Raw genomic sequence first — 13,164 nt, forward strand, 5'->3', positions numbered from 1 at the left:
TCCGCGTTGCCCGCACGGACACGGGCGTATTTAGCGGAGTTTCCTTTATCGATCGGCTTTCCGGAGTTTCCTGAGTCATACCTGTCCATGTTCCCTCATACAATGTTCCAACGCATTGTGTGGAGGGTGTGAAAGATGAGGCGAAAACAGGCACTGCGTTCATTCGTGTATATGGGATTGGGGTTGGCGATGCTGTTTTACGCGATTCCCCAACTGCCCAAGCTGTCGTGGTCGCTCGCCGGGGCATTTTCCGTAGTCTGGCTGCTGTTTGGTGTGTTGGCGGTGGGCGCCAACCTGTATTATTTGATCGGAGTCGACAAGGAGCGGAAACGACGGGAACAGTTCCGGCGGGAGTGGGAGCGGGAAGTTATCCGGACGGCCGCCCGCCTGCAGTACGAACGGAGGCGCCGCCGCATGTTCTCGAGGTAAAAGCAATTGGGTTTGGACTTTGGCCAAACCCGATTTTTTATGGGCTGGTGGGGCCCTCGGAAGCGTCTGTTTAATTTTTCCTCGCAATGCACAATCTATCCACAAGACCTCCTTGCGAGACTGGCAAAGGATGGGTTGGGCTTGATCCGCAAACGAATCAATCGCAAAAAAGAAGTGTTGGCGAACCACTTTGAACAAACGACCTTGGTCTACCGGGGGCAAACATTCTCCGGCGTTTTTGATCAAGATTTGAAGCAGATACAGGATGAATTGGGAAACAGCGACGATGTGATTTTTCATGAATTTAAGATCGATCACGAGAAATCACGAAAGGCCGCGATCGTTTATATCGACGGGCTGGTCGATACGGAAATGGTCAACAATTTCATCCTGCGTCCCCTGATCAACCAGCCACTGCCCGGAGGAGAGCGGATCGACGGGACGGATGTGGTTAACTACCTGCCGATGAGCGAAGTACGCAAGCTGGACGATATGGAGAAGGCGGTGAAAGCGGTTCTGTCGGGAGATACGGTGTTGCTGATGGACGGAGCCTCCCATCCGCTGTCGATTTCGACGAAGGGGTGGAAACAGCGGTCAGTCGAAGAACCGGACACAGAATCGGTCATCCGGGGACCGCGCGACGGGTTCACGGAAACGCTGCGGGTCAACACTGCGCTGGTCAGGAGACGGTTGAAAGACCCAAAGTTGCGCGTGCAAAATCTGAAAATCGGCGAGCGCACCGAAACGGATGTCGCTCTTTTATATATCGATGGGATCGCGAATGATGCGATTGTGCACGAAGTGAAAGCCCGTATCGACCGCATTGAAATGGACGCTGTGTTGGAAAGCGGGTTTATCGAGCAGTTCATTGAAGACAACCATTGGTCGCCGTTCCCGCAGATTCAAAATACGGAACGGCCGGACAAAGTGGCCGCATCCTTGCTGGAAGGGAGGATCGCCGTTTTGGTTGACGGATCGCCGTTTGCGCTGATCGCGCCGGCCACTTTTTCGCAGTTTTACAACAGCCCGGAAGATTACTACGAACGCTTTTTGATTGCAACGCTGATCCGGATGATCCGGGTGCTCAGCATGTTTATGGCGCTGCTGCTGCCGTCTTTGTACATCGCTTTTTCATCGTTTCATCCAGAAATGATTCCGTCAAAACTGGTAATCGCAATGGCGGCCGGGCGGGCGACGGTGCCGTTTTCATCGGTGTTGGAAGCCTTGCTGATGGAAATCACGATGGAGATCCTGCGGGAAGCGAGCGTCCGCTTGCCCGGCCCGATCGGTCCGACCATCGGCATTGTCGGGGCGCTGGTCGTTGGCGAATCGGCCGTGCGGGCGGGCATTGTCAGCCCGATCATGGTAATCGTGGTCGCCTTGACGACGATCGGATCGTTTGCCACGCCCAGCTACAGCGCGGCGATCTCTTTGCGCATGTTGCGGTTTCCGATGATGCTGTTTGCCGGGACGTTGGGATTGTACGGAATTATGCTGTTTTTGATCGTGATCATCATTCACTTGTGCACGCTCGAATCATTCGGCATCCCGTATTTGTCGCCGATGGCGCCGCGGATTTTTACTGAATGGAAGGATACGATTCTGCGGGCTCCTTTGTATCGTATGCTAAGGCGGCCCGCGTCCTCGCTGCCGGCCGATGAGCAGCGGGTGGTTCCTGCCAGCGCTGAAACGATCAGGAAAGGGGAGCGTCATGACAAAGCAGACTCTTCGGATCACAACTGACCGGATGACATCCAGCCAATCGATGTCGCTGATCACCAGTACCGTGATCGGCGTAGGAGTGTTGACGATGCCGAGAACGACCACTTTTTATGCGGCTCAACAGGGATGGATCGCGGTTTTTCTCGGTTTTTTTGTATCGTTGGCGGCGGTATGGATGCTGACGGCGCTTTTTGTACGGATGCAGGGACAGAAGTTTTCCGACTTTGTCATAGACACGCTCTCCTCCCGACGGTTTCCGTGGTTGGGGCAGCTGTTGGGGATCCCGTTTTTGCTGCTGTATGTCGCATATTGGCTGTTGGCGGTCGCGATGGTGGCCCGCACGTTTGGAGAGGTGGTGGTGACGGCCGTCCTGGTGGAAACGCCACTCGAAGTGATTGTCGGGAGCATGCTGTTGGTGTCTCTCTATCTGTGTTTCACAAAGGACGTCACGGTCCTCCGTGTCAACGAATTTTTGTTTCCTTTAATGGTGGTGCCGCTTCTTATCTTGGGCGTGCTGCCGTTTCAAAACGCCAACTTCACCCGCTTGCTGCCGTTGGTTCCGGTCGAGACAAAGGGGATCTTGCGGGCGCTGATGCAGACGATCTTTGTGTATCAAGGGTATGAGATTATTTTGCAGTTTGCATCCTGCTATTCAGACAAGGTTCGGTATATGCGGGCCAATTTGCTAGGGATCGGTTTTGTCGGCCTGGTGTATCTGCTGGTCGAGATCGCAGCGATCGTTGCGTTCGGGCACGAGGAGTTGCAGCGTCTGACGTGGCCGCTCTTGGAACTGGTGAAAACGGTGAACGTTCCCGGGCTTGTTCTCGAGCGGGCGGAAGCGGTGTTTATCGGCGTGTGGGTGGCAGCTGTGTTCACGACCGCTGGCAATTGGTATTATGCGGCCTCGCGATTGATTTGCGACATGTTTGGCGTTCGGAAACACAGCTATGTGACATTACCGCTGCTTCCTGTCCTGTATCTGATTGCGATGCATCCCCGCAATCAGTTTGACCTGTTTGCGGCTCTTGACAAAATTTCCTGGCTGGGGCTGCTGATCGGTGTTGGGATTCCCCTCGTCCTGCTCGGACTCACCAGTTTGAACTGGCAAAGGGGAAGTGCAAGATGAGACGAGGTGCGAAAATTCTGCTGGTATGTGTCCTGGCGGGCAGTTTTCTGACCGGATGTTGGGACCGCAGGGACTTGGAGAACCGCACGTCGGTCATCGCGATTGCAATCGACCGGAACGAAGAAATTCCGGAGCTCGTTGATGTAACCATTCAGATTCCGATTCCGATCAAAATCGTCGGTGCGGGCGGCGGCGGCAGCACCGGAGAAGGAGGTCAGGATGCGGTCAAAGTGTTATCCGGATCGGGACGAACATTGAACGAGGCGGTGCAGAACATCCAAAAAAGGCTGAACCAGCAGTTGTTTTACGGACATACCCGGGTGATTGTCATGAGTGAAACTGTCGCAGAAACGGACATAAGCAATTTAATCGATGTGGTACGGCGGTCGCCGCAGGTTCGCCGTCTGCAGTGGCCGATCGTTGTCCAGGGCAGGGCGTCGAAAATTTTGGAAGTCGATCCGAAGCTGGAGCAGATTCCGATGATGTTCATCAAAGAGATGATCGAGTCGGGAACGCGTCAGGGGACGATTCCGGACATTTCGCTTGGCGAAATGTTTATCGCTTTGTCCGATACGTCCGTGCAACCGTTGCTCAACTACATTAAATTGACCGATCATGGGGTTAGGTGGGCGGGGGCAGCCGTATTTTTAGGATCCAAAATGGTCGGGAAGATGACGGAACCGCATGTCTGGGCGTTGATGAACCTGCGGGAAGCAAAGCGAGGGGGAGATGTGCTGGTTCCCTGTCCGGATGATCCCACCCGGTTTATGACGTTTCACCCGCGCAACGTATCGACAAAAGTCAAAATCGAACATCACGGCCAGATTCATGCCACCTATCATGTCCGGGTGGAAGGCGATATCCAGGAATCGGAGTGCAATCTCGATTTTAACAACGAAGCGGTAATCAACCGGGTACAGGCGGCTACGCAAAAAGTGCTCGAGCAGCGGGCGAACGGGATGATCGATTTTTTGCAAAACAACGTTCGTTCCGACGTGCTGGGGCTGGGATTTCAGGTGCGGGCGCATCATCCGGAAATCTGGCGGCAGGTTGACTGGGACAAGGAATTTCCCACCGTCAGAATCGATGTCAAGTATCATGTGAACCTGCGGCGGTTCGGCATGAGCATGGGCAAACCGCGCTGATCCAAACAAAGACCGCCGCAGCCGGAGACGCCGCTTTCGACGGTCTTTGCTTACGGTGCGCTATCCGATTTTCATCGAATGAGCGGACAGGTGTTCTTTTCTTTGCTGCCTGATTTTTTGCAGGATGCGGTTGCCCGCCTCATAGGCTGACGAGAAGGACAGTTCGGATAGCATGCCGACCCCTTCCACCCAGTCTCCGGCAAAATAGGCGTTCGGGCAGGCGTGGAAGCGAACCGGCAGCAGCCGTTGGTCGTCCTCCACTTTGATCTCCTGAGCGGACGCCCGTTCCGTATAGCGCTGTGCGACCAGTTGCTCCCGCCAGCCGGGCAGATGTTTGTTAAATAGCTGCTCGATCGTCTGTTTCAGTTGCAGCGCATACTCCCGATTGCCCGCCTCTGCGCTCCTTAAATAGGCGATCGCCTGGATCAACTGGCCGCCCGGCGGCGTGCAGTCGGTGTACGCCGAGATGTCGGTCAGGAAGACGCGGCTCGTTTTGTCGTAAATGTAGGTGTAGGGGATGTCGATCCTGTTTTTTAACCCGATATCATATACGAGCACCGTATTCGGGTAATACAGCAGGTAAGGCGCGATCGATTGTTCCAGCGGCGTACCCGCAAAAATTTTCCCGAGCTCTTTGGGGGGGATGGCAAACACAAACTCGTCCCCTTCGATCAGACCGTCCGCCGTTTCCACTCCGCGAATCCGGTTTTCGTCAAACAGCACCCGTTCGATTTTCGCTTTGGTCAGGATCTGCGAGCCGGACTCGCGGACCACCCGCTCCAGTTCGCCGACCAGGCTTTGCCAGCCGCCGGCGATATAGCTGACCGCCTTTGATGTCCGGAACATCCGTTGATAATAGGCAAAATAAACGGTCGACGGGATCCGCTCCGGTTCTTTCGTGAAGAAATTGCTGGATGCGAGCGTCAGCATCAAATCCTTCACGTCATCGTGCAGGTTGGAGCGGTCGAGCCACTCGCCGATCGTCACTCCTTCCTTGCCGCGCTCCAGGCGGCAGATCGTCTTGATCACCTCGATCGCAAACAGCGCCTTGCCCGAACCGGACAGCACTTTCGTTTTGAACAACCCTTCCAGTGTGGCCGGCATCTCTGTCAATTCATTGCCCAAATCATAGCGGGCTTTTGCCGGATCAAAATCGACCCAGCCGATGTCCAGGCCCAGTTCTTTTTCCAGTTTTCGTATATAAGAAGAATCGCGGCTGTAGATCGCGTGTGCGCCAAAGTTAAAAGCAAATCCTTTCAGCGGGATGGTGATGGCCCGCCCGCCCAGTTTCGGTGCTTTTTCCAGCAGCGTCACGTCGAGCCCGTTTTTCGCCAGTCTTGCGGCTGCGCTGAGACCGGCCAGTCCTCCTCCGATTACGATGATTCGTCGGTTCATAGCGGATAACTCTCCCATGTCCAGAATGTCCGCTATATAGAATATACCTTTCCGGCGGAAAAAGAAACTGGTGAACGATTCCTCCGGCGCCAATATCGCAGCACATTTCGCAGATTGAAACGCCTGGCTGAAACAGTTTATAATCTTGCTATATAACACATGTCTGGAGGAATCCCATGTCTGCAACAAAACACGAGCAAATCCTCGAATATATAGAAAGCCTGGAAATCGGCTCAAAAATCTCCGTTCGCCAGGTCGCGAAACACATGGGAGTTTCGGAAGGAACAGCCTACCGCGCGATCAAGGAGGCGGAAGCCCGCGGCATCGCGTCGACGATCGAACGGGTAGGCACGGTGCGGATCGAGAAGCAGCAAAAGAAAAACATCGAGCGCCTGACCTATTCGGAAGTGGTCAACATCGTCGACGGCACGGTGCTCGGCGGCCGTAGCGGACTGCACAAGACGCTGCACAAGTTTGTGATCGGCGCGATGAAAGTGGATGCGATGGTCAAGTACATCGATCCGGACAGCCTGCTGATCGTCGGCAACCGCGACCAGGTGCACCGGATCGCGCTGGAGCAGGGGGCGGCCGTGCTCATCACCGGCGGTTTTGACGCGAGCGACGAGGTAAAAGCGCTGGCCGACCAACTGGAGCTGCCGATTATCTCTTCCGCCTACGACACATTCACGGTGGCGAGTCTTATTAACCGTGCGATTTTCGACCGCCTGATCAAAAAGGAAATCGTGATGGTCGAAGACATCCTGCAGGGCCGGCCGGAGCCCGACGTGATGCGGCCCGACCAAACGGTGAAAAATTGGCACCAGCTGGTCGAACAGACGGGGCATGCCCGGTTTCCGGTGGTCGATGCGAATATGCGGGTGCTCGGCATCGTCACATCCAAGGATGTGTCAGGACAGGCGGACGATGTACCGATCGAGCGGATCATGACGAAAAATCCGATCACCGTCACTCCGAAAACGTCGGTCGCCTCGGCTGCCCACAAGATGATCTGGGAAGGCATTGAGCTGCTGCCGGTAGTCGACGGCCGCAGGCTGATCGGCGTCATTTCCCGGCAAGACGTGATCAAGGGGCTGCAATATGCGCAAAAACAGCCGCATACCGGGGACACGATCAAGGATTTGATCCTCCGCCATTTTCGGGAAGAACGGCATGACGACAAATCGGTGTCGCTGGTGGGCGAGGTGACGCCGCAGATGACGAACTCGCTGGGCGGTGTCCTGTCGGGTGTGCTGATGACATTGATCAGCGAGGCGGGCAAACTGGCGATTCGCCGTTTTAAAAATACGGACATGGCGGTTGAGAACGTGACCGTATTTTTCATGAAACCGATTCAAATCGATTCGGAGATAACGGTTCGCGCGGAAGTGATCGATCTCGGACGTAAATTCGGCAAGGCGGACATTGAGATCTATTGCGAGGGAGAGCGAATGGCCAAGGCATTGCTCACCGCTCAGGTACTGGACAGGTAAGCCAAACTTTTACTTTAACCGTTTAGTCGACTCGACTAAGGAAAGGAGTTCCTATGCAGGTTATTTTGTTTCACATCGGCAGCTTTCCCGTGCGGTCGTACGGGCTGATCGTCGCCATCTCGATGCTCTTGGGGATCGGCGTCGCCGCCTATTTTGCCAGGCAGGCGGGCAGGTATGCGGATCACGTGTCCGGCGTGGCGGTCTACGCGATCGTCGGGGCTTTGATCGGCGCCCGGTTGTGGCAGGTGCTGTTTTTTGAATGGGGCTATTACTCCCAGCACCCGCTGGAGATTCTGGCCATCTGGCATGGCGGCATGTCGATCCAGGGCGGGCTGGTCGGCGGATTTGCCGGCGGCCTGTTGTACACCTGGAAGTATCAAGTTCCGTTTTGGGATTTTGCCGACATCGTGGCGCCGGCGATCGTGCTGGCGCAGGGCATCGGGCGGGCCGCCTGCCTGATGAACGGCGATGCGTTCGGCTCTCCGACCGGCGGCAATTTCGGGCTTGTCTATCCCCCTGGCACGTATGCGTACGACACGTACGGGTCGCAGCCGTTATGGCCGGCGGAAGTCTGGGAAGGACAGTGGGACATCGTGGTGTTTGCGCTGCTGCTGATCCTCAAACAGCGGAAGTGGCCGGTTGGTTACATCTTCCTTTTTTACAACATCCTGTATTCGATCGGCCGGTTTTTCCTCGAGTTTCTGCGGGGGGACACGGCCCGCACCCTCGGCTTGACGGCGGCGCAATGGACAAGCCTGGCGGTGATCGCGGCGGCGCTCGGGTGCATGGTCTATTTGAAAATCCGCCAGGCCAGGGGCGGCACTTCCCACGATTCCGGCCAAGAACCGGAAGTGGTGGAATCGTAAAAGTGGTGAAACAGGGGGGGCATTACCCCCTCCCATTTTTTGTCTGCCGCGTCCGGGGTTTAAGGTATAATGAACGTAAAGGGCAGGAAGCTGCAGCTGTGAGTTCCTGCAGGGGGTGGATCCATTGGCGATAAAAAGAGAGGAAGTTCCGAAACGGCCGGCCAACTATGCGGAATATCTGCTCACTCCGGAGGGCGAGCGGTGGGAGATCATCGAGGGAATCCCCTACAACATGACTCCCGCGCCGTCAACGGAACACCAACGAATCATTGGCAATCTTCACGGCGAGTTTTATTCGTACCTGAAGGGCAAACCATGTTCCGCGTTTGTCGCTCCGTTTGACGTGCGGTTGTTGGCGGACGGCAAAGCCGACGATCAGGTCAAAAACGTGGTGCAGCCGGATATTTCGATCATTTGCGATCCGAACAAGATTGACGAAAAAGGATGCCTCGGGGCGCCGGACCTGATCGTGGAAGTACTCTCCCCGTCGACCGCCAAAAAAGACCGGTCGGAAAAGCTGCGGCTCTACCGGCTGGCGGGCGTTCGCGAATATTGGATCGTAGATCCTCTCAACAAGACTGTGGAAGTGTATGACTGGACGCAGCATCGTTTCGCGGAAGCGCAGGTCTATGGCGCAGAGGACAGGATTCAGGTAGCGATTTTTGACGATCTGGTGATCGATTTGGGAGATGTTTTTTGAAGTCCAGATTCGAAAAGATTTTCTTGCACAATTCCGACGCCCATTCCCGTTACTTCGGTGAAAAATCGCTCTGCCTGAAACGAAAAAAAAGCTGTCCCCTATAGAGAAAAATAGGGGGCAGCTTATCTGTTGACCGGGAGTTCTGCCCTGCGGCACCAATCATCAAGTACCAAAAAACCTCTGCTGCTATTGGCGTTTGGGTTATCCACTATCCCGACCCCGTTTTGGCAGCGGGCGCTGGTGGGGCCGAGCTGTATCCGGAGCGGGCGGCTTCGAGGCCGTCAGGCTGCCGGAATCGGTTGGCCGGGAGCGGATGGGGCTTCCGGGCTCGGCACACTCTGTTTGGGCCGAGCCGTCGTACGTGGTGTGCCGGGGGCCGGTTGGGCCGCCGCATAGAGAGGTAGCGTCCGTTTGCCGAATCCGCTGCTTGCTCCGCTTCTCCTGCTTTTTGTTTGGATCGAAAATATCATCGTGGAAAATCACCGGTTTTGGCGACGGGTTTCGTGAAGATTTTCGCGAGGCTTTTGGAGAGGAGTATCCGGGTTTTTGTTCCATAACGCATGCCACCCCCATTCAGTATATGCGAGGCCGCCGGAAAATGTGATACAATAGACCCAAACATATGATCGTATGTCCCATCAAAGTGAAGTTGTGCTGTGAAGTCGTGCTTTGCCGTGTATTCCGATTACTTTGATGGGGTCCCAAATGATGGAATCCAAATGATTCAGGGGAGAGCGCGCGTTGAGTTCGTTTGTTCATTTGCATGTTCATTCCGAATACAGTTTGCTCGACGGTGCTTGCCGAATCGATGCGTTGCTGGACCGCGTGCAGGAGCTTGGCATGACGGCGGTCGCCCTGACCGATCACGGGGTGATGCACGGCGCGGTCGAATTTTACAAAAAAGCGAAGGCGCGCGGCCTGCACCCGATCATCGGCTGCGAAGTGTATGTGGCGAAAGGCTCGATGAGGGAAAAAGGCGGCCGCCAGGACCGGCCGAACCATCTGATTTTGCTGGCGGAAAACGAGACCGGCTATCGGAATCTGCTGAAGATCGTGTCTGCGGCCCAACTGGAAGGATTCTATTACAAACCGCGTACCGACAAGGAATTCCTACGCGCCCACAGCGAAGGGCTGATCGCGCTGTCGTCCTGCCACAGCGGCGAAGTGGCAGCCCGCGTCCTGCAGGGAGATCTCGCCGGGGCGCGGCAGGCGGCGGCCGAGTACAAGCAGATTTTTGGGCCGGATCGCTTCTATATCGAACTGCAGGATCACGGCTTGCCGGACGAAAAATTGGTCAACCAGCACCTGGTCCGCATCGCCCGCGAACTGGAACTGCCGCTTGTGGCGACAAACGATGTGCACTACATTCGGCGGGAAGATGCGGCGGTGCACGATGTTTTATTATGCATCCAGACCGGCAAAACGCTGGATGATGAAGATCGGATGCGGTTTCCGTGCGACGAATTTTATCTGAAAAGCGGCGAGGAAATGGCGGAACGGTTCCGCCACCTGCCGGAAGCGATCGAGAACACGTGGAAAATTGCGGAGCGCTGCCGGCTGGACCTGAACCTGGGCGCAACCCATTTGCCCAGGTTTGATCTGCCGGAAGGGCATGATGAGAACTCCTATCTGGCGCTTTTGTGCGAGCAGGGGCTGCGCGAGCGGTACGGCTCGCCGTCCGAGCAGGTGAAAGAGCGGCTGCGGTACGAACTGTCGGTGATCGCCCAGATGGGGTTTGCCGGGTATTTTCTGGTGGTCTGGGACTTTATGCGGTTCGCTCATGAAAATGGGATCTCCACCGGACCGGGACGGGGCTCGGCCGCCGGCAGCCTGGTGGCGTACGCGTTGCGGATCACCGATGTCGACCCGATTCGCTACAACTTGCTGTTCGAGCGGTTTTTGAATCCGGAACGCGTGTCCTGGCCGGATATTGACATCGATTTCGATTATGAGCGGCGGCAGGAAGTGATCGACTATGTCACCCGCAAGTACGGCGCGAACCGGGTGGCCCAGATTGTCACTTACGGAACGATGGCTGCAAGGGCAGCCATCCGGGACGTCGGACGGGCGCTGGGGATGCCGCTGCCGGTGGTCGATCGGGTGGCCAAGCTGGTGCCGCAAACGCTTGGCATGACGATTGACAAGGCATTGGCGCTTGAACCGGACCTGCAGCGGATGTATGACGAGGACCCCGCCGTCAAACGGCTGCTTGACACGGCGAAAGCGATCGAGGGATTGCCCCGGCATACGTCGATCCACGCGGCCGGTGTGGTGATTTCCAAAGAGCCGCTGACTCGCCATGTCCCGCTCCTGCGGGGGGCGGAGGGGGGCGTCGTCACCCAGTACGCGATGGAAGACCTGGAAGCGGTCGGGCTTTTGAAGATGGATTTTCTCGGATTGCGCAATTTGACGATCATCGACCACACGATCGACGCGGTGAAACAAAACCGCGGGGTGGAGATCGATTTTACGCGCATGGGGATGGACGACCCGGCCACCTACGAACTGCTGGCGCGCGGGGACACGGACGGCTGCTTCCAACTGGAATCGAACGGCGTCAAGAACGTGCTGCGCGAATTGAAACCGACCGAGTTTGAAGATATCGTCGCGGTCATCTCTCTCTACCGGCCTGGCCCAATGGAAAACATTCCGAATTATATCGCCGCCAAACACGGCAAGGCTCCTGTTTCCTACCCGCATTCGGATCTTGAGCCGATTTTGCAGGATACCTACGGCATCATTGTTTACCAGGAGCAGATCATGCAGATCGCCTCGAAGATGGCCGGTTTTTCACTGGGCCAGGCGGATTCTCTGCGGCGGGCGGTCGGCAAGAAGAAACGCGATGTGCTGCAGCAGCAGCGGGAATTGTTTGTGGCAGGCTGCCAGCGCAACGGATACGACGAAACCATCGCCCACGAGGTCTACGATTTGATCGTGCGGTTTGCCGACTACGGATTCAACCGTTCACACGCCGTCGCGTATGCGGTGGTCGCCTACCGCACCGCCTATTTGAAAGCGAATTATCCGGCCGAGTTTATGGCCGCTTTGCTCACGTCGTGGCTCCATTCCAGCGGCAAAATCGCCCAATACGTGGACGATTGCCGAAAAATGGGAATCGCCGTTCTCCCGCCGGACGTGAACGAAAGCTCGCACCGGTTTACCGTGACCGACGGGAAGATCCGGTTCGCCTTGTCGGCGATCAAAAACGTCGGGGTGTCGGCGATCCAGGCGATTTTGCAGGCGAGGAAAAATGGGCCGTTTGCCGACCTGCTCGATTTTTGCCGGCGCGTCGACTTGCGCGCCTGCAACAAGCGGGTGATCGAGAGCTTGATCCGCTGCGGCGCGTTCGATTGGACCGGGCGCGGGCGCCGCTCGTTGCTGCTCGCGCTCGATGATGCGGTGGAAAAAGGTGCAATGCTGAAAAAAGAGCGGGAAGCTCCCCAGATGTCCCTGTTCGGCATGATGGAGCAGCCGCAGCAAACGGAGCCGTTCGTCTATCCGGAAGTGGACGATCTTTCGGAACCGGAACGTCTGGAAATGGAGAAGGAACTGCTGGGGCTGTATGTGTCGGGTCACCCGCTCGACCGCTATCGCGCCGCCATGCGGGAACACGCGCGCCACCGCATCGCCGAACTGCAGGAGGCGGAAGACGGAAGCGCCACCACGGTGGCTGGCCGGGTGCGCAGCATGCGGCTGGTGCAAACGCGTAAAGGGCAGCAGATGGCGTTTGTGGAGCTGGAAGACCTGACACAGTCGGTCGAGGTGGTCGTGTTTCCGGCCGTATTCGCCGAGGCCCGGCCCATTTTGCAGCCAGACGCAAGCCGCTCCGGCACAGCGAGGCTGTCAGATGGCGCTTTGCAGCAGGAGCCGGTTGTCCTGGTCAAGGCGAAAGTGCAGGTGCAGGATGACGGGGTCAAGCTGCTGGCGGATGCGATCCAGCTGCTGCCACCGGCCGGAACCGCTGCCGCAGAACGTCCGCGGGGGCCTGAAAAACAGCCGATCCTGTTTATCAAAATCGAACCGGACCGGGAGGATCCTCCCCGGCTGCGAGAGTTGAAGGCCTGCCTGTTGCGGCACCCGGGCACGACACCGGTCGTCCTGTATTACGTGAAAAACAGGTCCACGCGAAAAATCACGGAGCGTGTCGACGCGAAACCCGAGTTGCTGGCGGAAATCGAGTTGATCATGGGGGCTGGCAGCGCCGTTGTGAAAAAATAGGTTGCAAAACTGCACCCCTTTTTTCATAGCGCGACCTGGCAGCTTTGCCGCCTTGGCGCGACTTGTTCCTGTG

9 protein-coding genes are annotated in these 13,164 nt (G+C 56.6%); 8 read left to right on the forward strand and 1 reads right to left on the reverse strand.

The window, feature by feature from the left end:
* Positions 1–135: 135 nt before the first annotated feature.
* The 4 genes from C230_RS20110 to C230_RS0110560 all read left to right on the forward strand — a co-directional run bounded on the left by C230_RS20110 (position 136) and on the right by C230_RS0110560 (position 4,422).
* The gene (locus tag C230_RS20110; protein ID WP_018132004.1) at positions 136–429 is read left to right on the forward strand and encodes a hypothetical protein; all 294 of its coding nucleotides are present in this window, start codon (positions 136–138) and stop codon (positions 427–429) included.
* Between the two features lie 141 nt (positions 430–570).
* Positions 571–2,172 (forward strand): spore germination protein, encoded by a 1,602-nt coding sequence (locus C230_RS0110550; protein WP_018132005.1) that lies wholly within the window; start codon positions 571–573, stop codon positions 2,170–2,172.
* Positions 2,141–3,277: a GerAB/ArcD/ProY family transporter gene (locus C230_RS0110555; RefSeq protein ID WP_018132006.1), complete on the forward strand. Its 1,137-nt coding sequence runs from the start codon at positions 2,141–2,143 to the stop codon at positions 3,275–3,277. Before C230_RS0110550 ends, C230_RS0110555 begins: the two co-directional genes overlap by 32 nt.
* A complete protein-coding gene (locus tag C230_RS0110560; protein ID WP_018132007.1) occupies positions 3,274–4,422 on the forward strand; it encodes a Ger(x)C family spore germination protein in 1,149 nt (382 codons plus the stop codon). Before C230_RS0110555 ends, C230_RS0110560 begins: the two co-directional genes overlap by 4 nt.
* A gap of 60 nt (positions 4,423–4,482) precedes the next feature.
* Here C230_RS0110560 and C230_RS0110565 read toward each other — a convergent pair whose 3' ends face one another.
* Positions 4,483–5,817: a phytoene desaturase family protein gene (locus C230_RS0110565; RefSeq protein WP_018132008.1), complete on the reverse strand. Its 1,335-nt coding sequence runs from the start codon at positions 5,815–5,817 to the stop codon at positions 4,483–4,485.
* Between the two features lie 176 nt (positions 5,818–5,993).
* On the opposite strand from C230_RS0110565, the gene C230_RS0110570 reads away from it, so the two are divergent.
* The 4 genes from C230_RS0110570 to C230_RS0110590 all read left to right on the forward strand — a co-directional run bounded on the left by C230_RS0110570 (position 5,994) and on the right by C230_RS0110590 (position 13,091).
* A complete protein-coding gene (locus C230_RS0110570; RefSeq protein ID WP_018132009.1) occupies positions 5,994–7,307 on the forward strand; it encodes a DRTGG domain-containing protein in 1,314 nt (437 codons plus the stop codon).
* A gap of 53 nt (positions 7,308–7,360) precedes the next feature.
* Positions 7,361–8,173 (forward strand): prolipoprotein diacylglyceryl transferase, encoded by an 813-nt coding sequence (gene lgt, locus C230_RS0110575; RefSeq protein WP_018132010.1) that lies wholly within the window; start codon positions 7,361–7,363, stop codon positions 8,171–8,173.
* Positions 8,174–8,288: 115 nt separating this feature from the next.
* A complete protein-coding gene (locus tag C230_RS0110580) occupies positions 8,289–8,873 on the forward strand; it encodes a Uma2 family endonuclease (protein ID WP_407635577.1) in 585 nt (194 codons plus the stop codon).
* 741 nt (positions 8,874–9,614) lie between these two features.
* Positions 9,615–13,091 (forward strand): DNA polymerase III subunit alpha, encoded by a 3,477-nt coding sequence (locus C230_RS0110590; protein ID WP_018132013.1) that lies wholly within the window; start codon positions 9,615–9,617, stop codon positions 13,089–13,091.
* Positions 13,092–13,164 lie beyond the last annotated feature (73 nt).

The organism is Effusibacillus pohliae DSM 22757 (assembly GCF_000376225.1).
Classification (GTDB): domain Bacteria; phylum Bacillota; class Bacilli; order Tumebacillales; family Effusibacillaceae; genus Effusibacillus; species Effusibacillus pohliae.